Origin of the sequence: Pseudomonas spirodelae (genome assembly GCF_034653255.1) — a bacterium.
Lineage (GTDB): Bacteria > Pseudomonadota > Gammaproteobacteria > Pseudomonadales > Pseudomonadaceae > Aquipseudomonas > Aquipseudomonas spirodelae.
This window is the reverse complement of record NZ_JAYEET010000024.1, coordinates 1-24,165: the sequence shown is the minus strand read 5'-3', so window position 1 is coordinate 24,165 and position 24,165 is coordinate 1. Positions and strand designations below refer to the sequence as shown.

The 24,165-nt window shown below is 61.1% G+C and carries 25 protein-coding genes; 23 read left to right on the top strand and 2 right to left on the bottom strand.

The window, feature by feature from the left end; translation table 11 throughout:
* The 14 genes from SOP97_RS07965 to SOP97_RS07900 all read left to right on the top strand — a co-directional run bounded on the left by SOP97_RS07965 (window position 1) and on the right by SOP97_RS07900 (window position 11,313).
* Window positions 1-549, top strand: a complete 549-nt coding sequence (locus SOP97_RS07965) for a phage protein Gp27 family protein (protein WP_322948860.1) — start codon at window positions 1-3, stop codon at window positions 547-549.
* Window positions 549-2,201, top strand: coding sequence for a terminase large subunit domain-containing protein (locus SOP97_RS07960; protein WP_322948859.1), 1,653 nt, complete (start codon window positions 549-551; stop codon window positions 2,199-2,201). Before SOP97_RS07965 ends, SOP97_RS07960 begins: the two co-directional genes overlap by 1 nt.
* Window positions 2,195-3,763 (top strand): DUF935 domain-containing protein, encoded by a 1,569-nt coding sequence (locus SOP97_RS07955; RefSeq protein ID WP_322948858.1) that lies wholly within the window; start codon window positions 2,195-2,197, stop codon window positions 3,761-3,763. Before SOP97_RS07960 ends, SOP97_RS07955 begins: the two co-directional genes overlap by 7 nt.
* Complete coding sequence (locus tag SOP97_RS07950) at window positions 3,753-4,982, top strand: PBECR2 nuclease fold domain-containing protein (RefSeq protein WP_322948857.1); 1,230 nt, start codon at window positions 3,753-3,755, stop codon at window positions 4,980-4,982. Before SOP97_RS07955 ends, SOP97_RS07950 begins: the two co-directional genes overlap by 11 nt.
* A gap of 3 nt (window positions 4,983-4,985) precedes the next feature.
* Window positions 4,986-5,555 (top strand): phage virion morphogenesis protein, encoded by a 570-nt coding sequence (locus tag SOP97_RS07945; RefSeq protein WP_322948856.1) that lies wholly within the window; start codon window positions 4,986-4,988, stop codon window positions 5,553-5,555.
* Window positions 5,556-5,767: 212 nt separating this feature from the next.
* Window positions 5,768-6,871 (top strand): phage protease, encoded by a 1,104-nt coding sequence (locus tag SOP97_RS07940; RefSeq protein ID WP_322948855.1) that lies wholly within the window; start codon window positions 5,768-5,770, stop codon window positions 6,869-6,871.
* Between the two features lie 3 nt (window positions 6,872-6,874).
* The gene (locus tag SOP97_RS07935) at window positions 6,875-7,282 is read left to right on the top strand and encodes a hypothetical protein (RefSeq protein WP_322948854.1); all 408 of its coding nucleotides are present in this window, start codon (window positions 6,875-6,877) and stop codon (window positions 7,280-7,282) included.
* Window positions 7,283-7,296: 14 nt separating this feature from the next.
* Window positions 7,297-8,184 carry a Mu-like prophage major head subunit gpT family protein gene (locus SOP97_RS07930; RefSeq protein ID WP_322948853.1) on the top strand — a complete coding sequence of 296 codons (888 nt, stop codon included), beginning with the start codon at window positions 7,297-7,299 and terminating at the stop codon, window positions 8,182-8,184.
* Between the two features lie 9 nt (window positions 8,185-8,193).
* Entirely contained in the window at window positions 8,194-8,904 is a 711-nt protein-coding gene (locus SOP97_RS07925; protein WP_322948852.1) for an HI1506-related protein, read from the top strand.
* Between the two features lie 3 nt (window positions 8,905-8,907).
* A complete protein-coding gene (locus tag SOP97_RS07920; RefSeq protein WP_322948851.1) occupies window positions 8,908-9,423 on the top strand; it encodes a gp436 family protein in 516 nt (171 codons plus the stop codon).
* Window positions 9,423-9,863: a phage tail terminator protein gene (locus tag SOP97_RS07915; RefSeq protein WP_322948850.1), complete on the top strand. Its 441-nt coding sequence runs from the start codon at window positions 9,423-9,425 to the stop codon at window positions 9,861-9,863. The genes SOP97_RS07920 and SOP97_RS07915 overlap by 1 nt, the downstream gene beginning before the upstream one ends.
* On the top strand, window positions 9,860-10,045 hold the full coding sequence (locus SOP97_RS07910; protein ID WP_322948849.1) for a DUF7210 family protein: 186 nt from the start codon (window positions 9,860-9,862) through the stop codon (window positions 10,043-10,045). Before SOP97_RS07915 ends, SOP97_RS07910 begins: the two co-directional genes overlap by 4 nt.
* Window positions 10,042-10,803, top strand: a complete 762-nt coding sequence (locus tag SOP97_RS07905; RefSeq protein ID WP_322948848.1) for a phage tail tube protein — start codon at window positions 10,042-10,044, stop codon at window positions 10,801-10,803. Before SOP97_RS07910 ends, SOP97_RS07905 begins: the two co-directional genes overlap by 4 nt.
* A gap of 9 nt (window positions 10,804-10,812) precedes the next feature.
* Window positions 10,813-11,313, top strand: coding sequence for a DUF6631 family protein (locus SOP97_RS07900; RefSeq protein WP_322948847.1), 501 nt, complete (start codon window positions 10,813-10,815; stop codon window positions 11,311-11,313).
* 143 nt (window positions 11,314-11,456) lie between these two features.
* Here the strand turns inward: SOP97_RS07900 and SOP97_RS07895 are convergent, their stop codons facing one another.
* Window positions 11,457-12,284, bottom strand: a complete 828-nt coding sequence (locus SOP97_RS07895) for a DUF2971 domain-containing protein (RefSeq protein WP_322948846.1) — start codon at window positions 12,282-12,284, stop codon at window positions 11,457-11,459.
* A 193-nt stretch (window positions 12,285-12,477) separates the two neighbouring features.
* Between SOP97_RS07895 and SOP97_RS07890 the strand changes: the two genes are divergently transcribed.
* The 9 genes from SOP97_RS07890 to SOP97_RS07850 all read left to right on the top strand — a co-directional run bounded on the left by SOP97_RS07890 (window position 12,478) and on the right by SOP97_RS07850 (window position 23,792).
* Window positions 12,478-12,624 carry a hypothetical protein gene (locus tag SOP97_RS07890; RefSeq protein WP_322948845.1) on the top strand — a complete coding sequence of 49 codons (147 nt, stop codon included), beginning with the start codon at window positions 12,478-12,480 and terminating at the stop codon, window positions 12,622-12,624.
* A 100-nt stretch (window positions 12,625-12,724) separates the two neighbouring features.
* Window positions 12,725-16,180 (top strand): phage tail length tape measure family protein, encoded by a 3,456-nt coding sequence (locus SOP97_RS07885; protein ID WP_322948844.1) that lies wholly within the window; start codon window positions 12,725-12,727, stop codon window positions 16,178-16,180.
* Between the two features lies 1 nt (window position 16,181).
* The gene (locus SOP97_RS07880) at window positions 16,182-17,042 is read left to right on the top strand and encodes a hypothetical protein (protein ID WP_322948843.1); all 861 of its coding nucleotides are present in this window, start codon (window positions 16,182-16,184) and stop codon (window positions 17,040-17,042) included.
* On the top strand, window positions 17,042-18,004 hold the full coding sequence (locus SOP97_RS07875) for a hypothetical protein (RefSeq protein WP_322948842.1): 963 nt from the start codon (window positions 17,042-17,044) through the stop codon (window positions 18,002-18,004). Before SOP97_RS07880 ends, SOP97_RS07875 begins: the two co-directional genes overlap by 1 nt.
* Before the next feature lie 2 nt (window positions 18,005-18,006).
* Window positions 18,007-19,713 carry a hypothetical protein gene (locus SOP97_RS07870; RefSeq protein ID WP_322948841.1) on the top strand — a complete coding sequence of 569 codons (1,707 nt, stop codon included), beginning with the start codon at window positions 18,007-18,009 and terminating at the stop codon, window positions 19,711-19,713.
* On the top strand, window positions 19,703-20,524 hold the full coding sequence (locus SOP97_RS07865; RefSeq protein WP_322948840.1) for a phage BR0599 family protein: 822 nt from the start codon (window positions 19,703-19,705) through the stop codon (window positions 20,522-20,524). Before SOP97_RS07870 ends, SOP97_RS07865 begins: the two co-directional genes overlap by 11 nt.
* 1 nt (window position 20,525) lies before the next feature.
* Window positions 20,526-20,756 carry a hypothetical protein gene (locus tag SOP97_RS07860; protein ID WP_322948839.1) on the top strand — a complete coding sequence of 77 codons (231 nt, stop codon included), beginning with the start codon at window positions 20,526-20,528 and terminating at the stop codon, window positions 20,754-20,756.
* Window positions 20,753-20,989, top strand: coding sequence for a hypothetical protein (locus SOP97_RS07855; protein WP_322948838.1), 237 nt, complete (start codon window positions 20,753-20,755; stop codon window positions 20,987-20,989). The genes SOP97_RS07860 and SOP97_RS07855 overlap by 4 nt, the downstream gene beginning before the upstream one ends.
* Window positions 20,979-23,792, top strand: coding sequence for a LamG domain-containing protein (locus tag SOP97_RS07850; protein WP_322948837.1), 2,814 nt, complete (start codon window positions 20,979-20,981; stop codon window positions 23,790-23,792). Before SOP97_RS07855 ends, SOP97_RS07850 begins: the two co-directional genes overlap by 11 nt.
* Before the next feature lie 46 nt (window positions 23,793-23,838).
* Here the strand turns inward: SOP97_RS07850 and SOP97_RS07845 are convergent.
* Window positions 23,839-24,165 (bottom strand): hypothetical protein (locus tag SOP97_RS07845; RefSeq protein ID WP_322948836.1); only part of this gene is annotated, 327 nt, incomplete at its 5' end.

Sequence of the window (24,165 nt, the reverse complement as noted above, 5' to 3'; positions counted from 1 at the left end):
ATGGCGCGTAAATCCAGCGTCGATAAAGCCCGTGATGAGGTGCGTGACCTCATCAACCGCATGTTGCGAGATGACCGGCTGACCCTCGACGAGATGAAGGAAGTACTCGACGAGCAGTTCCCCGGCGAGCCCGTGCCCAGCCGCACCGCGCTGCACCGCTATAAGCAGGGCTTTGCCGAGATCATGCGCAGCCACCGCGAGATCCAGGCCGCGAGCCAGGCCCTGGTCGCTGAGCTGGGCGAGAACTTCGACGATAAGTCGGGGGCGCTGCTGGCCCAAGCGGTCACCACGCTTGCCACTCGCGCATCGCATGACGCCCTCGCCGAAGACTCGACCGATATCGGTGATGTGCTCGACCTTGCCCGCGCCGCGAAATACGCCCAAGAGACCCGCGCTCTGAGCCTAAAAGAGCGCCAGGCCGTGGCGAAAGATGCACGCGAACGCTTGCTCAAAGAGCAGGAAGAACGCCTAGAAGAGCTGCGCGGTAGCGATGGTATGAGCGAGCAGCTCGAAGACCGCATTCGCCGTGTGCTGATGGGTAAGGCGTAATGAGCCAGGACAAGCCCCTCAAGGCGCTGACAGCCCCGCGCAAGATCGACCTCGCCGCCGAGATGGAGCTGCATGGCGTAGTGGTGCCCCAGGACATGGCCGATGCGGTACCCGGTACCGAAGCGGTGTTTTTGCCGTACCAGCAGCGTTGGTTCGATGACACCAGCCAGATCATGATCGCCGAGAAGTCGCGCCGCACCGGCCTGACCTGGGCCGAGGCCGGGCGCAACGTGATCAACGGCGCTAAGCCGCGCCGCCGTGGCGGGTGCAACACCTTCTACGTGGGCAGCAAGCAAGAGATGGCGCTGGAGTACATCGCCGCCTGTGCGTTGTTTGCCAAGGCGTTCAACGAGCTGGCCCAGGCCGATGTGTACGAGCAAACCTTCTGGGACGAAGGCCGCAAGGAAGAGATCCTGGCGTACATGATCCGCTTCCCGAAAAGCGGTTTCAAAATCCAGGCACTCAGCTCGCGCCCCAGCAACCTGCGTGGCCTGCAGGGCGACGTGGTGATCGACGAAGCGGCCTTCCATGAATCCCTGGAAGAGCTGCTCAAAGCCGCCCTTGCTCTGACCATGTGGGGCAACAAGGTGCGGTTGATCAGCACCCACAACGGCGTGGACAACGCGTTCAACAGCTACATCCAGGATGCCCGCGAGGGCCGCAAGGACTACAGCATCCACCGCATCACCCTCGACGAGGCCATTGTCCAGGGCCTGTATAAGCGCATCTGCTACGTCACCGGCCAGGACTGGTCACCCGAGGCCGAAAAGGAATGGCGCGACAAGCTCTACAAGAACGCCCCCAACATCGAGTCGGCCGAGGAAGAGTACGGCTGCGTGCCGAAGAAATCCGGCGGTGCCTACCTGAGCCGTGTGCTGATCGAGCAGGCGATGGTCACCGACCACTCCATCCGCATTTACCGCTATGAGGCACCTGCAGGGTTTGAGCAGTGGACACCGGCCATGCGCGAGGCCGAGATCCAGGCCTGGTGCGAGGAGAACCTCGCCCCCGAGCTGGCACGCCTCAACCCGCGCAACCGCCACACCTTCGGCGAAGACTTTGCGCGGCGTGGCGACCTGACCGTGTTCACCCCGCTGCAGATCAACCCAATGCTGCGCAAGCGTGTGCCCTTTGAGGTAGAGCTGCGCAACCTCACCTATGAGGCGCAGCGGCAGATCATGTTCTACATCTGCGATCGCCTGCCGCGCCTCAGTGGCCTGGCGTTCGATGCCACCGGCAACGGCGGCTATCTGGCCGAGCAAGCTGCACTGCGTTACGGCGCAGGCCTGGTCGACCAGGTGCAGCTCAACCTGGCGTGGTACGCGCTGTGGATGCCCAAGCTCAAAGGCGAGCTGGAGGCCTTCAACCTAGAGATTGCCCGCCACCAAACGCGCCTGGATGACCTGCTCTCGATCAAGGTCGACAAAGGCGTGCCGGTTATCGACAAGGGCCGCACCAAAGACCTGCAGTCACAAGACAGCAAGGCCAAGCGCCACGGCGACAGCGCGGTGTCGCTGGTGATGGCCGTGCGCGCCTCATTCATGGAGGGCGGTGCCATTGAGTTCACCGCCGTGCCGCGCCACAGCCGGGGCTTTGACAACACCGCCCCCGAAGACAACGACATCGAATTACCGGAGCCTTCAGCATGGTGACTACATCCCGCATCCTCGGCCTAGACGGCCAGCCGATCCAGCTGGCTGAGATCCGCGCCGCGCAAACCGCGCACCTCACCAGCCTGCACCATGAGGTTGGCAACCACCCCTCGCGCGGCCTCACGCCGAGCAAGCTGGCGCAGATCCTCGACGCTGCCGAGCAAGGCGATATCGTTGCCCAGTACGAGCTGTTCGAGGACATCGAGGAGAAGGATGGCCACGTGCACGCCGAGATGGGCAAGCGCCGCCGTGCGGTGTCGCAATTACCCTGGCAAATCGTGCCGCCGGATAACCCAACGGCCAAAGAGAAAGACGCCGCAGCAGCCCTGCAGGCACTGCTGGCCGGGCTGGATGACTTTGAGGCCATGCTGTTTGACCTGACCGATGCCATCGGTAAGGGTTTTTCCTGCTTGGAATATGACGGTTGGCAGCGCATCGACGGTGACTGGCTGCCGAAGGCGATCGACTACCGGCCGCAAACCTGGTTTCAGCTGGTGCGCGGCAAGCGCCAGGAGATACGCCTGCGCGGTGCCATGGGCGGTGAGGCCCTGCAGCCGTTCGGCTGGATCACCCACGTGCACAAGGCTAAATCCGGTTACCTGGAGCGCTCGGCGCTGATGCGGGTGCTGGTGTGGCCGTACCTGTTCAAGAACTACAGCGTGGGCGACCTGGCTGAGTTCCTGGAGATTTACGGCATCCCGATGCGCGTGGGCAAGTATCCGGGTGGCGCGACCAATAAAGAGAAAATGACTCTGCTGCAAGCGCTGGCCCAGCTCGGCCACAGCGCGGCGGGCATCATCCCGATCGGCATGGAGATGGAGTTTCTCCAAGGCGCCCAGGGCGACCCGGCCGCATTCAAGTTGATGATCGACTGGTGTGAGCGCACCCAAAGCAAGGCCATCCTCGGTGGCACACTCACCAGCGGTACCGGCGAAGGCACCAACACCAACGCCCTGGGCAACGTGCACAACGAAGTGCGCATGGACCTGCGCGACTCCGACGCTGGCCAATTGGCCGCTACCTTGAGCCGCGACCTGATCTACCCGATCGCCGTGCTCAACGGCCTGGCCGACAGCTGGAAGCGCTGCCCGCGCCTGGTGTTTGACCTGCAGGAACCGGAAGACTTAAAGCTGTTCGCCGATGCACTGCCCAAACTGATTGAGCAAGGCATGAAGATCTCGCGGCAGTGGGCCCAGGAGAAGCTGGGTATCCCTGAGCCTGGCGAGGGTGAAGACGTGCTGCAGCTGCAGGCCGCAACACCCGTTGCCCCGCCAGTGCCCGAGCCACCTGCCAGCCGTGCAGTGGCCACCGCGCAACAACCCGCGCGCAGCGCCACTGATCGGCTGGACGATGACCTGCAGCCCATCACCGGCCAATGGATCGCGCGCATTCGTCAGCTGGTCGAGGGTGCCGAGAGCCTGGAGCAGATCCGCGATGGCTTGGCCGAGTTGCTGCCGGACATGAGCATCGAGCAGTACGCCGAGGCCATGGCCCAGGCGCTGGCTGCGGCTGCCCTGCAGGGCCGTTATGAGATCGTGCAGGAGGCCGCCAATGGCCGTTAGTGCCACCTCGCTGCCGTTCCGCGAGCAGAATGAGTTCCTGCGCCGCAAGCTCAACCTGCCTACCAATGGCTGGACCGATGTATACGGCCGCGAGAATGACTATGCGTTTGTGGTGGCCGGCGCCAACCGTAACGACCTGGTGGCGGACTTTCACCAGGCGGTGCAGCGCGCCATTGAGGGCGGTACCACCCTGGAGCAGTTCCGCCAGGACTTCGACCGCATCGTGGCCAAGTACGGCTGGAGCTACAACGGCGGGCGCAACTGGCGCTCGCGGGTGATCTACGAAACCAACCTGCGCAGCAGCTACATGGCGGGCCGCTATGAGCAACTGATGGCTGTGCGCGAGCAGCGCCCGTATTGGCAGTACCTGCACAGCGACGCCGTGGAGTTCCCGCGTGAGGAGCACGAAGCCTGGAACGGCATGGTGCTGCGCTGGGATGACCCGTGGTGGCAGTACCACTTCCCGATCAACGCTTGGGGTTGCCAGTGCGGCGTGCGTGCCCTGAGCGATGACGACCTGGTGCGCATGGGCAAAACCGGCCCGGATACCGCCCCAGTCATCGTGTGGGAGACCCGCACCATCGGCCAGCGCAGCCCGCAGGGTCCGCGCACGGTTGAGGTGCCGCAGGGCATCGACCCCGGCTTTGAGCACATCCCTGGCCAGTCGCGGCTGGAAAGCCAGGTGCCGGTACCGCGCCTGGGCGAGGAGCTGATCCCGTCTGCTGCACCGGGTTTACCCAATCGCTTGGCACCGGATGCGCTGCCGGTACCGCGCGTGGTGGACCCGGCCAGCCTGCCTGCTGCTGGCATGAGCGATGCCGAATATGCCCGCCGTGCGCTCGATGCCTTTGGTGCCCAGCTGGACGCCGCCGAGCTGCTCACCGACGTGCTCGGTGAGCGTATTGCGGTTGGCCCCGCGATGTTCGAGCAACCCACCGGCGCACCTGCTGTGCAGGGCCAGGGCGAGCTGCTGCCGCTGCTGGCTGAAACGCTGTTACAACCTGATGAGGTATGGACGCGCCTGGAGTACTCCGAGCCGCTGCGCAAATCGCAGGTGCTGCGCCGCTACTTGGCGCGCTTTAACCTGGGCGCACAGGCGACCCAACTGGTGATGGTCGAGCTGGCTGGCAATGCCTGGCGCTGGGACATCGTGCCGGCTGGCGCGTCCATTACCGACCTGGTGCGCCAGGGTGTGCGCCTCTATCGGCGCGAGGACTGAGCCATGGCTGGGGCAACGTTCGAGTTTGATGGCACTGGGGCGCTGGCGATCATCAACGAGGCCGCTGCAGCCGTTGCTGACCCCAAGCCGATGTTGCGCGATATCGGCGAGTACTTGCTGCTGGCCCACGACCGCCGCTTTGCCAGCCAGAGTTCACCGGATGGCACGCCCTGGCAGGCACTCTCGCCGGCCTACCTCAAGCGCAAAAAGAAGAACCGCGACAAGATCCTCACCCTGGATGGCTTCCTGAAGAACACCCTGCGCTACCAGGTGAACGATAACGAGCTGGTGTTTGGCACCAACCGCATCTACGGCGCCATGCACCACTTTGGCGGCAGCATCGATGTGGCCGCGCGTAGTCAGCAAGCCTATTTTCGGCAGGACAAAAAGACAGGCGATGTGGGCAATCTGTTCGTCAGCAAGCGCAAAAGCAATTTCTCGCAGTGGGTCACCCTCGGCGCGTACACCATCCAGATCCCGGCACGCCCTTGGCTGGGTACCAGTGAGGATGACAACTACGCCATCGCCGGCATCGCCATGCGCTACTTGCTGCCAAATTCTGGCGGAAGCTGAAAACAGCCCTGTAACGCGTTTTAAGGGCCTCAGGCGCGGCCCTTGTATCCATACAACCCCGTTCAGCGCGCTGATAGCGTTTATAAACACGCCTAGCGGCCATGCCAGCAAACTCAGCGGGCACAATTCACGGCCGCAGCGCTAAACCCCACCGCCCAAGTTTTTGCCTCGGCAAAATTACTCTCGCGCGCGCATTCGCCATCCTCGGCGACATGAACAGAAAACGCCTCCCTCTCGCCGTTGCACTCGCCGCCTGCAGTTTCTCGCTGGGCGCGGTGGCAGACGACAACACCATCTGGTTGCAGGTAACCCCTGCGGGCCATTTCACCCCGGCTGATGGGCGCGAGATCAAAGTGCCCAGCTGGCACATCGATCAGGCCGTGGCCACCAAGGTGATCGAGCGCTTCCACGCCACCAAGACCCGCCGCGTGGTCGACTACGAGCACCAGACCCTGCTCAAAGAAGAGAACGGCCAGCCGGCCCCTGCTGCGGGTTGGTACACGGCCCTTGAATGGCGCGAGGGCCAAGGCCTGTTTGCCCAGGTGCAGCTCACCGCCCGTGCCGCCGCTTACATCGCCGAGGGTGAGTACCAGTACTTCAGCCCCGTCTTCCTTTACCACCCGACCACCGGCGACGTCCTGGACGTGCAGATGGGCGCGCTCACCAATGCCCCGGCCATTGACGGCATGCAGGAACTCAGCCTGCGTGCCGCCGCGTCGTTCGGCTGTTTCGATGACTCATCAGAGGAAAACCCCGTGAACCCATTGCTGCAGGCGCTAATCGCCGCCCTCGGCCTCGCCGAGAACACCACCGAAGAGCAAGCAGTCGCCGCGCTCTCCGCCCACACCACCAACCTGCGCAACGCCCTGGGCCTAGATGACAAGGCCAATGGCGAGGCGCTTATCGCAGCGTGCACCGGCCTCAAGGCCAAAGCGGCCATTAGCGTTGATCCAGCGAAGTTCGTGCCGGTGTCAGTCGTTGACGTCATGCAGGCCGATATCGCCGCGCTGACCGCTCGCCTCGGTGAGCGCGATGCAACCGACCTGGAAAGCGAGATCAAGGGCGCACTGGATGATGGCCGCTTGCACAAGAGCATGGAGAGCTGGGCGCGTGAACTCGGCAAGGACAACCGCGCATCCCTGAGCGCCTACCTGGACAAGGCCAAGCCAATCGCGGCGCTGCTCGGCAGCCAGACCGATGGCAAACCGCCGGTTGCCGACGAGAAAACCGGGCTGACTGCGGATGAGCTGGCTGTGTGCTCGCGCATGGGCCTGACCCACGAACAGTTCAAGGCTGCCAAGGCCGAGGAGCAATAAGCCATGACCGCGCTGACCAAAGACCGCAACACCGTGCGCCGTGATGGCGTGCAGAACTCCGACCCGGTAGCTGCAGCAGCACGCATTTTTGCCGGCTCCATCGTGTGTTTGAACGCCACCGGGTTCGCCGTACCGGGTAGCACCGCCACCATGCTCAAAGCGCGTGGCGTTGCCCAGGAGCATGTCGACAACCGCGACGGCGCGGCCGGTGATCTGCGCGTTGAGACGCGCCGGGGCGTGTTCTCGTTCGCCAACAGCACCTCCACCGACGAGATCACCCGCGCCGATATCGGTGCCGAGGCCTACATCGTCGACGACCAGACGGTTGCCAAAACCTCTGCCACTAACAGCCGTTCGGTTGCTGGCGTTATCCGCGATGTGGATAGCGCAGGCGTCTGGATCGAGATTTAAAGGAGCGACACCCTATGATGATTAATCAGCAAAACCTACGGGCACTGTTCACCGGCTACAAAGCCGCGTTCCAGAATGCGTTCGCCGGTATCAGCCCGGATTTCACCCCATTCGTGATGGACGTGCCGTCCACCACCGGCCAGGAAACCTACCCCTGGTTGGGCAGCACCACGGCGTTTCGTGAGTGGCTGGGTGATCGCATCATCCAGAACCTGAAACTGCACGACTACACCATCAAGAACAAAACCTTCGAGAACACCGTGGGCGTGCCTCGCGAGACCATCGAAGACGACACCTTCGGTGTGTTCGGCCCGATGATGGCGCAGCTCGGCCAGGACGCCGCCAACCACCCGGCGCTGCTGGTGTACGAGATGCTGACGGCTGGTTTCAGCCGGAAGTGCTACGACGGCCAGTTCTTCTTCGATATCGACCACCCGGTGGTCAACGAAGCGGGTGAGGAAGTCAGCGTGAGCAACTTCCAGGGTGGTGCTGGCGCGGCCTGGTACCTGATGGACACCAGCCGCGTGATGAAGCCGCTGATCCTGCAGCGCCGCAAGAATTACAACTTTGTGGCGCTCGACCAGGACCGCGACGAAAACGTCTTTATGCGTAAAGAGTTCGTGTACGGCACGGATGCGCGCCTGAACGTCGGTTACGGCCTGTGGCAGTTGGCGTATGCCTCCAAGCAGGAGCTGACCAGCGAGAACTTCAACCTGGCCATGGCTGCGATGCAGGGCATGACCGGCGACAAGGGCAAAAAGCTGGGCATCAAGCCGACCATGCTGGTGGTACCGCCGACCCTGCGCGCCAAGGCGCTGCAAATCATCAACTCCGAGCAGATCGACGGTACCACCAACATCAACCGCAACGCTGTGGACGTGCTTGTCACGCCATGGCTGTAAGGGGGTTGCATGGCTCGCAGACAGACCACCGGCAGCACCAAGGCGCCGGCCAAGAGTGCAGATAAGGCAGCCCCTGCGGCTGCCTCTGCCACTGCCGAACAGCTGGGCAACCAGCCGGCGGACATTACCGACAACGCGGCGCCGATTCCGAAGGCGCCGCCCGGTGACCCCGTACAACCCGTGAGCGAAGCGTCAGCCGGCCTGGAGGCCGGTAATCAGGGGCAGGATGCCCCGACTGTTTTGGTTGTTGGCGGCCTTGCCGTTGGCGAGTACATCGCGGCGCTTAAGGCTGGTGGTGTGAATGTGATCCTGTTGCAGGATCTCGACGAGCCTTTGTTGCGCCATGTCGGCCAGTTCCTCCAGGTCGATCAGTACGACGTGTTACCGCCTGAGCAACTCGTTTCCATTATCGAAGCTGAAGTGGGCATAGAGCCGGCGGCAGACACTGGATTGCAGGCGCTGGCAGCAACAGCGCCTGCAAGCAGTGATGCAGCCAATAGCAGCGATGACTCAGCCCTAGACGATGACGGCGATATCGAAGGCCTGTGGATCACCGCCGTCCCTGAGCAAGGCTTTCGCCGCTGCGGCTTTCGCTTTACCCGTGAGGGTTTTGCCATTGCCCTGGATGCGCTGACAGCCGAGCAGATCGAGCAGCTGCAAAGCGAGCCCAACCTCAAGGTTGAGCGCGGCATCTTCAGCGGCTTGGTCGAGGTGCAATAAGCCATGCAATACATCACCCCCGACGACCTGGCCGAGCGCCCTGGTGCGCGTGAGCTGGCCCAAGTGGCCACGCCCGATAACGCCCGCCAGCTCGCCACCGACCTGATGGAAGCCACCCTGCGCGGTGGCGACCGCAGCGCCTGGCCGGTTGACCAGGTCGCCGTGGCGGATGATGCCCTGCAACGTATTCAAGATGCCGTGACCGAGGCAGAGAGCCTGATTGACGGCTACCTGGCGCGGCGCAGTTACCCGCTGCCACTGAGCCCGGTACCTAAGTTGGTCACCGGTTGGGTGCGCGATATCGCGCGCTACCTGCTGCACAAGGATCGCGGCGGCAAAGAGGATTCAGACCCGATCGTGCGCAACTACAAGGATGCGATGAAGTTCCTGGGGCTGATCGCCAAAGGCGAGTTCAGCCTCGGCGCCGAAGACCCCATCAGCAGCAACCCTGACCAGTTGGACGTGCGCTTTGAGTCCGCGCCGAGCGTGTTTGATCGCACCAGCCGGCGGGCCTTCTGATGAGCTTTGCACCGCTGGATACATCGCTGATCGAGCAGCGCCTGCGCGAGCGGGTGAGCGAGTTCGAACAGGTCAATGGCGCTGCCGCGTATCACACGCTCAAGGGCCTGCAGGACTTCCGCACGGGCACCTGCTACGTGGTGCTGGCTGCTGAGAGCAACCCGGCCGCTGACGGTGGCCAGCCACGCCTTAAGTCTGCCGCGTCGGCGGTGTTTGGTGTGGTGATTTGCACCCGCAACTACCGCGACCCGCACGCCGAAGCCGCCAAGGACGAAGCCACTATTTTTGCCGGCAAGGCGCGTGAAGCCTTGATCGGTTGGACACCAGGCAGCTGGTTGCCCTGCATCTGGCTCAAAGGCCAGGTGCTCGACAGTGATCAAGAGCGCGTGCTCTGGATCGACGTTTACCACACCACCCACGTACTAGGGGCAACCCCATGAGCAAAATGCACCAGGTCACGCTGTTGAAAGACCACACCCATGCCGGCGTGCAAAAGCGCGCGGGTGAAACCATCAGTGTCAGTGAGCCCGCCCGCGATTGGCTGCTCGCGCAACACGTAATCGCTGCTCAGCCTGCTGCTGAGGTAGCCGCAACCACGTCGAAAACCGGGGGTGACAAGTGAACGAGACATACCACTACAGTAAAGGCGTGCTGGAAGTTGCCGTGCGTAACGCCCTGGGCCTTGAGCCTTGGGTTTGGCTGGGCGATGTCAGCGAGCTGAGCTTTACCCTGGGCGAAGATAAGTTCAGCCACAAGGAGAGCTACTCCGGCAAAAATGCCGAGGTGCGCGAGATCTCACTCGGCATCACCGTTGAGGGCAGTGCGACCATGCACACCCTGAGTACCGAAAACATTGCCCGCTTCACCGATGGCACGGCTACCAGCCAAGCTAGCGGTACGGTGACCGATGAAAGCCTAGGCACCGTAGCGGCCGGTGATGTTCTGGTGCTCGATCACTTTGGCCCCAGCAGCCTAGTGGTAACCGATAGTGCTGGTGCACCAGTTACCATTGCTGCCGAGCATTACGAATACGACCAATTCGGTGAATTGACCTTTACCACGCTGCCCACCACCCCTGCACCCACAATGCCTCTTAAGGTGGCCTACGCCCATGCGGCCTACAAGTCCGCCGTGCTGCTCAACGGACAGCGTAGCGAGTTGGCATTGCGCTACAAAGGCATCAACTTGGCCGAAGGTGGCAAACCGGTGCTTGTCGAGTTTTACAAGGTCAGCCCTGGGTTGTTGCAGACCCTGAGCCTGATCAGCAGTGGTAACCAGCTGGCGAGTGCGCCGGTATCGTTCAAGCCGCTGCTCGATGCAAGCAAGCCGGCCACCGGTCCGCTGGGCCAGTACGGCCGCATAGTCACCATCGGCTACTAAGGGGCGACCATGGCACGTAAGAAGCGCGACGTGATCACCGCCCCTGCAGCAGCCGAAGGTGCTGATGATCTGCAAGTGTTGCACCCCAACCTGGTGGCCGAGCTGAATGGCCGCCAGGTGGTGGTGCGTGAGTATGGGTTTATCGAGGGGCTGCAGCTTCAGGCCGAGCTGCAGCCGTTTCTTGATGGGCTGTATGAGATGGCCAAGGGCGGCACGCTGGTGCCACTGCACGAGATTTTGGCGCTGATTGGGCAGCACACCGATCTAGTGGCCCATGCGATGGCCCGCGCTGCCGACGTAGAGCCGCAAGAGGTGCTGGAGCTGAAAGACCAACAGCAGGGCCAGGCGCTGCTGATGAAGTGGTGGATCGCCAACGGCCCTTTTTTCTGGCGCTGCGTCCGCGACCGAATAGTGGGCGAGCGCGAGGTGGCAAAACGCCTCGCTGGGCAGACGTCTACGCCCGGCTCATCCGGGGCGGATACGGTGACATCGAGTCCATCGGCCGGCTGACGCGGCGCCAGATCCTGCTGTTGTTCGAGGCCGATATCCGTGCCCGGCAACAAGAACGCGCCGAGACACTCTTGGACATCAACAAGGCGTATGCCGGCGGCAAGGATGCCGAGCAACACTTAAAAACGTTGCAGGAGTAAAACTCAGCCTTCCAGCTCTACAACCTCGAAGCGCTCCACATGCAGCTTTGCAATTAAGCATTTGGGGCGTGAGGCCTCAGGGATTGCAGCTAGGATTTTCCTGATTGCATCCTTGGTCTCATCTTTCATGCGGCAGCCAAGGGTTACCGATTTGACAGCTTCAATGGGGTAACTGAAGAGGTGGTACTTTTTACCAAGTTCCTCATCCTCCACGACGTAATCGGCATTTTTCAGGTTTAAAAACATCCGCCATTCGGCTTCGTACTCCCAATGCTCGCTTTTCACTAGAAAGATGTCTTCCTGCAGTCGTGCCCCGTCGCAATACACAACAGGGCGCAGCTTGGAATACTCGACCTTTCGCAGGCGGCCAAACAGTGATTGCTCGCCATCGCCTCGGTGGAAAAACGGGTGATCAGCATCAAACTCCATCATGAATCCTGTGTGATCAACACCGTAGTGCGCCCACATCAGCGGATGGTTCTTGGCCACCGATAAGCTTAAAAGCCCAACATGCTTGATCGCGTTATGCCGAAAGCCGGCACTCACACGAGTCATTAGTTCAGCGGTGTTCCCACAGGCCACTTCTATTTGTTCATTCATTTTATTGGCGATACGTTCTAGCTCAGCCTCATCCCGCGAACCTCTTTGCCTCTCAATTTCTTTATCTCTTCTAGAAACGAGAGACTTACGGAGTCCGTCATCGTACAAGTAGCCCTTAAAAAACGGAGCAAGCTCATAAGGGTCATTTAGGTTGTCGGCTGATGAAAAGCAGATCATTTGACTCTTCAGAACATCAAGTCGAGCTGGGGACAAATACTTGAACAATTGCATCTGTTTGCTCTCGGACTGGCAGTGGCTTGAATGATGGCATAAGTGGGCGGTATTCAACCTTTTGCAGCGGTATTCAGGCTGAGATTCCTGGGCTTTTTTAGGGTTTATTTTTTTGGGAAAGTACAAAAAATGAAGGGGTTTCCGTGCGGGTACCATTTCTTTGGGCACTCAATTCAGCCCCGAGGAAATGAAGATGAAACTGTTTAACGCAATAATCCAACTGGTACGCAACACTGTCGTACCACCAGGCCAGCGGGTGCTAGTTACCGAGAAACAGAAGTTCGATGCGCGGCAGAAAGACTTCGCGGAAATTTCAAAAATATATGACGACATGAAGTAAACCAGGCCGCCTTCGGGCGGCTTGTTTTTGCCCCGTCAAAAATACAACTCATCCCGCGCGCGCGAGCATGGCGGCATCCCTTACAGCTGGATGCCGGCCCATGAGTAACCGCGGTGATATTGAATTTGCGCTACGCCTGCGCACTGACCTGGAACAAGGCCAGCGCGAGTTGCAGGGCTTGGCGCAGGCCGTGGAAGGGGTTGGTGCGGCCGCTGCCACCTCAAGCACCCAACTTAACCAGGTAGGCGAAACAGCCGAGCAACAGGCGGCGCGCATCCGGTTGATGGTTGATGCCAGCCTGCAGCAACAAGCCGCCACCGATGGTGTTGCCAACAGCCTGCAGCGCACGACCACCGCCACCCAGGAAGCCAGCAGCAGCTGGCAGCAAAACGCCGCCGCGCAAACCCAGGCCATGAATGCGTATATGGCCAGCGAGCGCGCTGCTGAGCAAAAAGCAGCGGCCGACCTGCGCGCAGCCGCTGCCGCCAAGCAAGCTGCTGCCTCTGTTGAGCAGGAAGCCCAGGAGCTGCAACAGCTGCTCGGCAAGATTGACCCGGTAATCCGTAAGCTGGACGAACTGGACAACATGGAGCAGCAGCTGCGCAGTGCGCGCGCCAGCGGCCGCATCGACCTCGACACCTACACCGACTTCAACAACAAGCTGCAGGAGCAGCGCACACGGGTTACGGGCGCCGGTGAAGCCATGCGCGCCGGGGCCATCTCGGCGGGCCAATACCAGCAGGCCATGCGCCAGTTGCCGATGCAGATCACCGACATCACCACCAGCCTGGCCAGCGGCATGCCGATCTGGCTGGTGGCGGTGCAGCAAGGTGGGCAGATCAAAGATTCGTTCGGCGGTTGGGCCAATGCTGGGCGTGCGCTGGTCAGCACGATCAACCCACTCACATTGGCCATTGCTGGCATCACCATCGCCGCTGGCGCGACCATTGCGGCGTTTGTCCAAGGCAGTGCCGAAGCCTATGAATTTGAAAAGGCCATTGCCTTAACGGGCAACTCGGCGGGCATCAGCTCTGATCGCCTGGCGCAGATGGCGCAACGCATTGACGGTGTTTCAGGTACACAGCGCCAGGCTGCTGCTGCGCTGGCCGAGGTGACCGCAGCGGGTAAGTTCACCGCTGACCAGATCGAGCTGATCGGTACCACTGCTGTGGTGATGGAGAACAGCGTCGGCCAGGCGGTGGGCGCTACTGTCGACCAGTTCAAGCGCCTGACCGAGGAGCCGACCGAGGCCTCTGCTGCGCTGAATGAGCAGTACAACTACCTGACACTGGCCGTGTATGAGCAGATCGCCGCACTGGAAGCGCAGGGCGATTCTGCCGGTGCTGCGCAGTTGGCCATGGAGTCGCTGGCCGAAGCGATGCAGAGCCGATCTGCCGATATTGTGGGTAATTTGGGGCTTATCCAATCCGCCTGGCAGGGCATCAAGAATGTCGCGGCTGAAGCATGGGATGCCATGCTCGATGTGGGCCGTGACGACACCCTGGAAGACAAACTGGCAACCATTGCCCGCCGTCGCCAAGAGGCCATGTATGGCGTGCGCGGTGACCGCGCCGGTTCACCAATCGACCCAGCGCTTGAGGCGCGTCTGGCTGCTGAGGAACAGGGCCTACGTGAACAGATCCGTCTGCGTGATGAGCAGGCCAAGCAGGAAGGCGACGCGGCTGAAGCTGAGCGCGTGGCAATTGCCGCCTCGAAGGAACGCGCCAAAGCGGCTGATGCCTTTGTTAAGGGGGCCGAGGCGCAGCTGCAGAGCCTGCTTAACCTCACTAACGTGCAGCGCGCTCAGCAGATCATCGAGCAGCAGGGTATCGACTCAAGCAGTGAGCAGGCCGAGCGCATGCTGGCAGCGGCCAGCGCTGCCGATCAACAGCGAGCTGCCAACGACGCCGAGGCCGAATCCAAGCGCAAGGCCACCGAGGCTCAGCGTTCCGCAACCCAAGCCCAGCGTGAAGCTGAACGTGCTGCTGCTGCCGTCCTGCGCACCGCCGAGCAGGCGACCCGCCAGCAACTGAACTACGTGCAAGGCCTGGAAGAGCAAGCCGCAAAACTGGGGCTTACCGCTGCGGAGGTGCGCCAATACGACCTGGCCGAGCGCGGCCTTGCTGGCGCCATGCGTGACCGGGCCCAAGCGGCCCTGGTACTCATTGATGCGGCCGAACGCCAGCGCGAGATCGATGCCGACGGCAAGCAGCTCGCCGGGCTCAACGCCCAACTGCTCGGCGCCCAAGGCGACACCGCCGGTGCGGCAGCCATACAGATCGAGCAGCGCTACGGCGAGCTGATGGAGCGTCTGCAGGCGCGCGGTGACACCGCTGGCGTCGATCTGGTTAATAGTCTGATCAACGTAGAGCAGGCTCGCGCGCAGCTTGATCAACTCAACCAGCAGCTCGATGGCCTTTTCGCTGAGCAGGCACGGCGCGAGCAGACCATCAACACTCAGCTGGATGCTGGTCTGATTAGCCAGATTGGCGCGCGCCAGCAGATCCTCGCGCTCAACCAGCAAACCGCTGACGAAGTAGAGAAAATGTTGCCCGCGATGCGCGAGCTGGCGGCCGTCACCGGCGACCCTGGTGCCATCGAGCGGTTGAAGGATATGGAAGTCCGTCTGCAGGGACTGCGCACCGTTGCAGATGAGTTCACCAATTCGCTGAAATCGGGTTTCGAGACTGGCATCCAGAATGCCCTGCAGGGGTTGGCTGACGGCACGATGAGCCTGCAGGAAGCGGCTACAGCGTTTCTCAGCAGCATCGCCAGCTCGATGGCTGATCTTGCTGCGCAGCAGATTGCCCAGCAGGCCACGGATGGTCTGTCGAACATGTTCAAGGGCATCATCGATACCGCTCCGGCAGCAATCGCTGCAGTGCAGCAAACGACAATGGCTCAGCAGGCGGCGATCACCTCTGTGGTCGCAACCAAAACGGCAGCAGACGCAACCATGACGGCCTCATCGGCCACCGCTGCCGCTGCCAGCACCGCAACCCAGACCGCTGCCGCCGCAGCCACCACAGCCGCATGGACGCCGGCGGCCGTAACTGCCTCGATCGGCTCATTCGGTACTGCAGCTGCTGTGGGCCTTGCTGCTGTCATCGCCGCCCTGGCATTCAGTGCATTCGCCGATGGTGGCCACGTGCGCGGGCCAGGCACCACCACGAGCGACAGCATCCCTGCGCTGCTGAGCGACTATGAGTTCGTAACCCGCGCCGCCGTTGTGCAGCAGCCTGGTGCACTCGGCTTCTTGGAAGACTTCAACAGTCGCGGTATGTCCGCCCTCAACGACTGGGCCCCAGCCCGCCACAACACCGGCGGCCTAGCCGGCGTGCCGGCACCGGCGCTGCCTTCGCCGGGTATGGGTGCCACGACTATGTCGGAGCCCGGCAAAACGGGCGGTACCAACGTGAAAAACGCCGTCAACCTCTATGCCATCCAGCGCCCGGAGGACATCGCGGCGATGGCCTGGGGCAAAGCCGGCCAAGAGAACTTCGCTGTTTACCTGCAACAGAACGGCGCCGAAGTGCGCCAGATCCTGGGAATCTGATATGCCTCATACCATCGGTTTCGTCGACAACTCGGGCGGCGTACTCGCCCACTACAAGATGCTGGAAACCATCCGCGACTTCGCCGCCGCCAACGGCTGGACGGTGCTGCGCTACGACACCGCCCCAGCCAACCGCGAGCTGATCCTCAAGGGCGTGGGCTATACCGGCGAAGAGGAGATCTTTGTCGGGTTTCGTACCTACCAGGACGCCTCGGCCGACTACTACAACCTGCTGGCCGGCGTGTTCACCGGCTACGTGCAGGGCAATACCTTCGACACGCAGCCCGGTGCGCGCCTGAGCGGTGTGCCGGCACACAACAACCGCATCGACTACTGGCTGACCCTCAACCCCCAGCGCATCGCCCTGGCGATGAAGGTGGGCACGCCGGTTTATGAGAGCGCCTATGTGGGCAAGTGTTTGCCATACGGTCGACCCAGTCAGTACCCGTATCCGGTGGTGTGCAGTGGCATGCTTACGGGGGCTGCTGCGCTGCGTTTTAGCGATACAACCGCAAACCAAACTCTAGGCTACAAGGGCAACAGCCCTCGGCTTGGGTTACGCGGCAACGATGGTTGGATGCAACCACAGTGCTACCCCTGGAGCAATACGTTCATTGCAGGCACAGCCGCATCAGCTCTCAACACGAACCTGCGCGATACAGGGGGTATTTATCATCTGTTGCCTGTTGAGCTGCACGACAGCACAAACCTGTGGGGCGCTCTCGATGGCATTTTCTATATCACCGGGTTCAACAACGCTGTCGAGAATACCCTAGTGGTAGACGGCGTCGAGTATGTGGTGATCCAGGATGTTGGCCGGGTTGGCCATACCGACTACTACGCAATGAGGCTAGACGGCTGATGGCTCACTACAGTGGTTCAGCGGTCGACATGGCCGCGCTGCGTTCTGCGCTTATCAGTGCATGCACAGTTAATGGATGGTCTTGGAACTCCGGCACGAACGTGTTGAGTAAAGGGAGCCTGCATTTATTGCTGACCAACGATAGCCTGAACCTATCGCTGACTGGCCGCACAGCTGAGGGGTCGGGGGATATGCCGAATGCTGTGCAGCTCGGGCGGCTTATGCAAAAGGCTGGCGCTGCCACGCTGGACGTTACCTACCCAGCGCAGTGGGAGTGTTTTGTATTCACCGGCCCTGATGAGGTCTGGTTTGTCGTGCAGTATGACGTTGATCGGTATCAGTGGTGTTCGTTCGGAGGGTCGGCAGTAGCTGGGCTGGCAGGCACAGGGATGTGGGTATCCGCGATTCGCGGTTCAGTACCAATCAGTTCCGTCGACCCCGCTATGATCCATCCGTTCGCAATCCGGGTCGCCACTGGAGGTGCGATCGAATCCGTAGTAGGTGGGATGACATCTGGTGCATGGGGCTGGAACACAGTGCCTCGTGCGTTTTCAGCTCTGCGGGACATATACCTTCATTCGGATCTGGACGGCCACGGCTGGCACCTCAATGAAGCGAGTTTGACGGGAGAATTAATTGGCGTGCGGGGTTTTTCGCAGCTGATTCAAGCCCAGCCCAGCGCCTGGAACAATGAAGCCGCCCTGATTCCAATGCGGGCGTACAAGATGAGGCCATCGTTCAAAACTGCACTGGTCGCCGACCTGGTCAACATAAGGCACGTACGTATCGACAATTATTTTCCCGGCCAGATCATCGAACTGGGTAGCGACCGTTGGAAGGTTTACCCCTGGCACCGTCGTAACGCAGTAGAACGCAACGGTGGGGCCCCCGGCGAGCCTTCCTGGATAAGCAAAGACCACACCGGCACTTTTGGCTACGCAATCCGCTACGACGGGCCGTAACAGTGACTGTACTCAACGCGCAGCATGTAGAGACCGCGCAGGGCGGGTTTACCGACCCGCTCTTCGCGGCTGACCTTTACCGTTTCGAGTTTATCGCCTCTCCGATTGCGGCGACTGACAGCGTGCGTCGACCTGGTGGTGCGCTGCTCACAACGCACTGGCCCGTCGAAGCCAACGGCCACACCGTCGTTGCCTCGCGGTTGGGGGCCTATCTCGACGACTACTACCACCGCATCCACATCAGCCCTAAGCGACTCGACCTTGGCAACGTCGTTTCAATCCAAACAACTCCGGTACAACTCTGGAATGCCCACCTAACCCCACGCACGCTCTCATCAATCGAGGGTGCCGCCGACGGCATCCTGGTTGTCGGTCAGCCCGCGCCTCCGATGGTATTCCCGGCGCTGAAGGAGCTGACTTGGGACGTCAGCGTTACACCTGAAGGCCAGCCGGTGCTTGATACAGTGGTTGAGTGGCTATTCGATAACGCCGAAACACCGGGTGTGCGCATCGCCGCCAACCGCATCATCGCCTGGACGTTTGTGCCCGACTGGGCAGATGGTATCCGTGAGCGTTTAATTGCATCGACCGACATCCTGCAGAGCGAATCTGCGGTCAGCCAGCGGCGCCAACTACGGCTGGCCCCGCGCCGTGAGTTCAGCGGCCCGGTGTATGCCGAAGGGCGTGAGCGCCAGCTGCTTGATCTTTCGTTGTTCGGCTGGAGTGATCGCATCTGGTCGATGCCCATCTGGCCTGACATCCAGCTGCTTGATGTCAGCCTTGCCGCTGATGCTGACTTCATCCCATGTGCCACGCAGTACTTGGATTTTCGTGATGGTGGCCTGGCCATGCTGCGCGGCGAGGATGCCTTCACCAGCGAGACGGTAGAGATCCTGGAAGTACTCAGCGGCGGCTTGCAGCTCAAGCGCAACACTCAGCAGGTCTGGCCGGCTGGAACGCGCCTTTACCCCGCCCGCGCGGCGCAGTTGCTCGAAGAACCGTCACTGAGCAAACTCACCGATCAGCTGATCGAGGCTGACGTGCAGTTCCTGGTTGTTGAGGCGTGTGACTGGCCGGAGTGGTTGCCTACATCTTTATATAGAGGCAGGCCGGTATGGGATCGCCGCCCTGACGACAGCGAGAGCCTCACGCACAGCGCGCAGCGCCTGCGTTCAACGCTCGACAGCGGCTTTGCACAGCCACTGATCACCGACACAGCCAAGCGCGCGCTGCAGATGCTGGGGCAGCGCCACCTTGACCTCGGCCGCGAGGCGCGTGCCCTGGTGCGTTCTTTAATTTATGGCATGCGCGGCCGGCAAAAGGTCGTGTGGGTGCCGAGCCACATGGACGATCTAACGCTGGTGGCCACGGTTTCGGCGTTGGCTACGACGTTGGACATCGCCTACATCGGCTACACGCGCTTCAGCTCAGGCAAGCCGGGGCGCCGCGATGTCCGCATTGAGCTGGTTGATGGCTCGGTTTTTATGCGTCGGTTGATTGGCTCAACTGAGCTGAGTAACCAGGTGGAGCGCGTGGCCCTGGATAGCGCCCTAGGCGTTGAGGTGCAGCCGCAGCAGGTTGCGCGCATCAGCTGGATGAACCTCATGCGCTTCGAGAGCGATGAGCAGGAGATCGAGCACATGACGGACAGCGAAGGCGTTGCCGCCTGGGCAACGGTGTTTCGCGAGGAGCGCGACGATGAGTTTTAACAGCCGCGAGCAATCGTTAGATGCCGGTACGCCGGTTCGCTACTACGAGTTTCGCCGGGGCGTGCTGCGCTGGCTCTACAACAGCAGCGACCGCGACATCACCATCGGTACGCAGGTGTATCGCACGCTGCGCGGTGGTATCAGTGATGCTGGCATTCGCCAGTCTGGCGTCGCCAAGCAAGATAACTTGGTGATCACCGCCCCGGCCGACATAGAGGTCGCCGAGCCATGGCGTAACAGCCAGCCGAGTGCGCTGATCGGCATCATCATTTACGACGGCCACTACGGCGAGCCAGAGCGCAAATGGCGCTACACCGGCAACATCGCCAATGTGCGCTGGCCGGCGCTCGATAAGTGCAGCATCACCTGCCGAGACATCGATGCGGAAATGGAGCGGCCCGGTTTGGTCGACACCTACAGCCGCACCTGCACCACTTACCTCGGTTCGCCCTGGTGCAAGGTTGATCTCAACCCACTGCGCGTCGACACCACCATCCAGTCGAAAACAGGTGCCTCTATTAGTAGTGGCGCGTTCGCCGCCTACCCGGATGGCTGGTTTACCGGTGGCACGGTGGAGTGGCCGATCGGCCAGGGCGAGTACGACAACCGCACTATTGAGTCACATGCGGGCAGCGTGCTGGGCATGCTCGGCGGCACCCTGGCGCTCTCGGCCGGCCAGGCCGTCCGTGTGTTCCCTGGTTGCGATTTCCTTGCCAGCACCTGCCACACCAAGTTCAACAACCTCGCCAACCTGCGGGCCACTCCGCAGATGGACGGCAAATCCCCATTCGACGGCGATCAGGTGTTCTGACATGTGGTTACAGATTGCAATTCTTGTCGCCAGCTACCTCATGAGCGCAGCTAACCAACCTAAGGTGGCTAAGCCCAAACCAGCCGCCTTCCAAGACTTCGACTTCCCACGTTGCGACGAGGGCACGGAGAAGGAATGGATATTCGGGCAGGTGTGGGGCAAGGACTGGATGGTGCTGTCGGTACGCAACCAGCGCAGCCAGGCTATCAAGACCAAAGGGAGTAAGAAGTGAGCGAGCGCCTAATAGTGACCGTGCAGCACTTGCACACAGTACCTACCTGGACCACGCGCACCGGCTATTGCGCCAAGCAGTCGCGGGCGTTCTTTGCCGAGCAGGGGCTGGACTGGCTGGCCTTTGTGCGTGAGGGCATCGATGCTGAAGTGCTGGTGGCCACTGGCAACGCGTTGGCCCTGCACCTGGTTGAGTACGTGCGCAGTGTTGAGGAGGCTCGCCATGGGCAGTAAGCCAAAGGCGCAAACGGTCGGTTTTCGCTATTCTTTCGATATCCACTTCGGCATTGCCAAGGCCATCGACGGCATCCTCACTATCCGCGCCAGTGGTAAAACCGCTTGGACCGGTAACGCCACCACCAACCAGACCATCAGCATCAATGCCCCCGACCTATTCGGCGGTGACAAGGCTGAAGGTGGGATCAATGGCAAACTTGATCTTATGTTGGGTGACGAAGATCAACCGCTTAACACCCAACTAGCCGATGCCTTGGGCGGGCTGGTACCGAACTTTCGAGGCTTCGCGGGTGGGTTTTTCTCTGGCCTGGTTACCTCAATCAACCCTTACCCAAAAAAGTGGGAGCTGCTGCGGTACCGCCAGCTGAAGGGTTGGGACGGCGCAGTTTGGTACCCCGAAACCTGCGCCATCAACCTGGCCGCCGGCCAGGTGCGGGCCATGAACCCGGCGCACATCCTTTATGAGGTTTACACCAATCGCGAGAACGGCCTGGGCATCGATCGCTCAATGCTCGATGACGCGGAATTCCGTGCTGCCGCGCTGAAGCTCTACAACGAAGGGTTTGGCTTGTGCATTGGCTGGAAGCGCTCATCGGGCACCCTGGCTGATTTCCGCGATCAGGTGTGTGAGCACATTGGGGCGTACTGTGGGCCAGACCGTAATACCGGCTTGATCACCCTTAAGCTGTTCCGAGACGACTACAACGTCGAGGCGCTACCGCTGTTTGATGAGAATAGGGGTCTGCTCAGCATCGAAGACGAAGAGGCAAGTAGCGCGCTCATCGCCCCGAGCCAGCTATTCGTTGAGTACACCGACCCGATCACTGGAGAGAGTCGTCGGGCGCGTGCAGTTAACCAGGCCATCGCTCAGCGTCAGGGCGGCCCATCTGCTGAGACCGTGAATTACCCTTGGCTGCCGACAGCAGACCTGGCTGGCCGTGTCGCGCAGCGCGATATGCGAATCAAAGCCAGTAACCTGCGCAAATATAAGGTGCGCCTCGACCGCCGTGCGGCTGATATTGGCCCAGGCGATGCGTTCCGCATTCGCTCTCTGAAGCGTGGCATTGAAGTGCTGGTGGTGCGCGCTGGCAAAATTGAAGACGGCACCCTGGCTGACGGCGTGATCACCATCACCGCCCTGCAGGATGTGTTTGGCCTGCCGGCTACATCGTTTGTCGCCGTACCTCCCAGTGGCTATGTACCGCCTGACCGCACACCCACGGCGCCCGCACTGCGTCGGCTGATGGAGGTGCCGTATCGCGAACTGGCCGGCCTGGTTGACCAGGCTAACTTGGCCTTAGTCGACGTAACCGCCGCATGGCTCAGTACCCTGGCGGCTCGTCCGACGGGTTTATCCCTCAGCTACACAATCCTGACTCGCCCCGGCGGCGGCTCATTCATCGAGCGCGGCACCGGCGATTGGTGTCCGACAGCACTGCTCGTCAGTGCAATGTCAGCAGAGGCTGGCCCCACTGTTGCGGCACTGGCCAGCGCGATAGAGCTGGACCAGGTCGTGATTGGCCAGGCTGCACTTCTCGACGACGAGATTGTGCGGGTCGATGCCGTCAACCTGACCACCAATCAGGTGACCCTCGCGCGCGGCTGCGTCGACACCGTCCCTGCTCAGCACTCTGCGGGCGCGCGTATTTGGTTCTACGACGGTTTCGAGGCGGCGGACGAGACTGAGTACACCAGCGGTGTGATTGTCCAGGCGCGCATACTGACCAATACCAGCCAAGGGCAATTGGCGGAGGGCCTGGCAGCTACGGACTCGCTAGCATTGGCTGGGCGCCAGGGGCGCCCGTATTCACCAGGTGGTTTCAAAATCAATGGTTACGGGTACCCGACAGTAATCACTGGTCCCATGACCGTTTCGTGGGCGCACCGTGATCGGTTGATGCAGGCTGACCAGTTGATCGACGCAACCCAGGGCAGCATTGGACCCGAGGCCGGTGTGACTTACAGCGCTCGTGTTCTGCGCGCAGATAACGGAGCTGTGCTGGCTTCTTATGTTGGCCTAACCGGTACCTCGCAAGTTGTGGGGGCCATCTACACCGGCGACGTCATTCTTGAGTTGTGGTCTGTGCGTGGTGCCATTGCAAGCCTGCAGCGCCACGTGCATCGTTTTAACTACGACAACAAAGAGGTCGTAGCGAGCTTGCTGCACTTTGACGGTGTTGACGGCAGCACCCTGATTAATGACGCGTCTGGGCGTGTCTGGACTCGTTTCGGTAGCGCTCAGATCGATACTGACCAGTCCAAATTCGGAGGTGCCAGCCTGCTGCTCGACGGTAACGGCGACTATCTGACGACTCCACATGACAACCTGCTCAACCCTAGTGGCGCATTTACTATTGAGTGCTGGTTTAGGGCTGAGTCGCTGCCAACTTCAACGCCGCGTTACCTGGCACGTAAGGGCAACGCGGGGGAGGGCTATGTGTCGGGTTGGATTATTGGTAACAGGATTGTCTCTGGTCAGGTGTTCCCATTCTGCCAGGTGGGCACTGGTGCGGGGGAGGTTCTGCTGATCGGTTCTTCACCCGTCTTAGTGGGTAACTGGGTCTACCTGGCTGCAACCTACGATGGTACAAACCTGCGTCTGTTCGTTAACGGGTTCCTGCAGGGCTCCAGTGCGGCTGTTCCTGCTGATAACGTAAGCCAGGTTACGATTGGTCAGGACCCTAACGCACCAGGTGTGCGCGACTGGCATGGCTGGGTAGACGAGTTTAGGTTCACCAAGGGCAAGGCGCTGTACACAAGCTCCTTTACACCACCCACCGCTCCTTTCCCTAATCCGTAATTTTGGTAATTCAGTTGCCGCATGTGAAACTCATACCATGCGGCATTTATCGCGCTTCACGCTTTGATTTTTCACGCGGCGCTACACACTGCTGTAAAAAAGCCGCCTGATCAGGCGGCTTTTTTGTGGTGCGCCAGGCATGGCGCGTAGCGCCGTGACTGGCGCTGTCGGGTTCACTGTGGTGGTGAGCCTGGCGACTTGGAGGTGAAAGTCCTCTACACACCCGGCAAGGGGAAGTGTTAGCTGAAGGCAAGGGTGTCGCGGGCGACTGCGAATCTGAAGGAAGCCCGAGGCAAAATGCTGGCCTGACGAACAGGAAGCGGATGAGGCGGCGCAGCGGGGTGAGGTGGCCATAATCGCCAAAGCCCGATAC

Excerpts from the sequence above, each read along its gene's own strand:
- SOP97_RS07925 (WP_322948852.1), top strand. The coding sequence starts at position 8,194 with ATGGCTCGCAGACAGACCACCGGCAGCACCAAGGCGCCGGCCAAGAGT.
- SOP97_RS07920 (WP_322948851.1), top strand. The coding sequence starts at position 8,908 with ATGCAATACATCACCCCCGACGACCTGGCCGAGCGCCCTGGTGCGCGT.
- SOP97_RS07950 (WP_322948857.1), top strand. The coding sequence starts at position 3,753 with ATGGCCGTTAGTGCCACCTCGCTGCCGTTCCGCGAGCAGAATGAGTTC.
- SOP97_RS07935 (WP_322948854.1), top strand. The coding sequence starts at position 6,875 with ATGACCGCGCTGACCAAAGACCGCAACACCGTGCGCCGTGATGGCGTG.
- SOP97_RS07880 (WP_322948843.1), top strand. The coding sequence starts at position 16,182 with ATGCCTCATACCATCGGTTTCGTCGACAACTCGGGCGGCGTACTCGCC.
- SOP97_RS07875 (WP_322948842.1), top strand. The coding sequence starts at position 17,042 with ATGGCTCACTACAGTGGTTCAGCGGTCGACATGGCCGCGCTGCGTTCT.
- SOP97_RS07895 (WP_322948846.1), bottom strand. The coding sequence starts at position 12,284 with ATGCAATTGTTCAAGTATTTGTCCCCAGCTCGACTTGATGTTCTGAAG.
- SOP97_RS07930 (WP_322948853.1), top strand. The coding sequence starts at position 7,297 with ATGATGATTAATCAGCAAAACCTACGGGCACTGTTCACCGGCTACAAA.
- SOP97_RS07910 (WP_322948849.1), top strand. The coding sequence starts at position 9,860 with ATGAGCAAAATGCACCAGGTCACGCTGTTGAAAGACCACACCCATGCC.
- SOP97_RS07940 (WP_322948855.1), top strand. The coding sequence starts at position 5,768 with ATGAACAGAAAACGCCTCCCTCTCGCCGTTGCACTCGCCGCCTGCAGT.
- SOP97_RS07865 (WP_322948840.1), top strand. The coding sequence starts at position 19,703 with ATGAGTTTTAACAGCCGCGAGCAATCGTTAGATGCCGGTACGCCGGTT.
- SOP97_RS07965 (WP_322948860.1), top strand. The coding sequence starts at position 1 with ATGGCGCGTAAATCCAGCGTCGATAAAGCCCGTGATGAGGTGCGTGAC.
- SOP97_RS07955 (WP_322948858.1), top strand. The coding sequence starts at position 2,195 with ATGGTGACTACATCCCGCATCCTCGGCCTAGACGGCCAGCCGATCCAG.
- SOP97_RS07860 (WP_322948839.1), top strand. The coding sequence starts at position 20,526 with ATGTGGTTACAGATTGCAATTCTTGTCGCCAGCTACCTCATGAGCGCA.
- SOP97_RS07885 (WP_322948844.1), top strand. The coding sequence starts at position 12,725 with ATGAGTAACCGCGGTGATATTGAATTTGCGCTACGCCTGCGCACTGAC.
- SOP97_RS07900 (WP_322948847.1), top strand. The coding sequence starts at position 10,813 with ATGGCACGTAAGAAGCGCGACGTGATCACCGCCCCTGCAGCAGCCGAA.
- SOP97_RS07915 (WP_322948850.1), top strand. The coding sequence starts at position 9,423 with ATGAGCTTTGCACCGCTGGATACATCGCTGATCGAGCAGCGCCTGCGC.
- SOP97_RS07890 (WP_322948845.1), top strand. The coding sequence starts at position 12,478 with ATGAAACTGTTTAACGCAATAATCCAACTGGTACGCAACACTGTCGTA.
- SOP97_RS07960 (WP_322948859.1), top strand. The coding sequence starts at position 549 with ATGAGCCAGGACAAGCCCCTCAAGGCGCTGACAGCCCCGCGCAAGATC.
- SOP97_RS07945 (WP_322948856.1), top strand. The coding sequence starts at position 4,986 with ATGGCTGGGGCAACGTTCGAGTTTGATGGCACTGGGGCGCTGGCGATC.
- SOP97_RS07850 (WP_322948837.1), top strand. The coding sequence starts at position 20,979 with ATGGGCAGTAAGCCAAAGGCGCAAACGGTCGGTTTTCGCTATTCTTTC.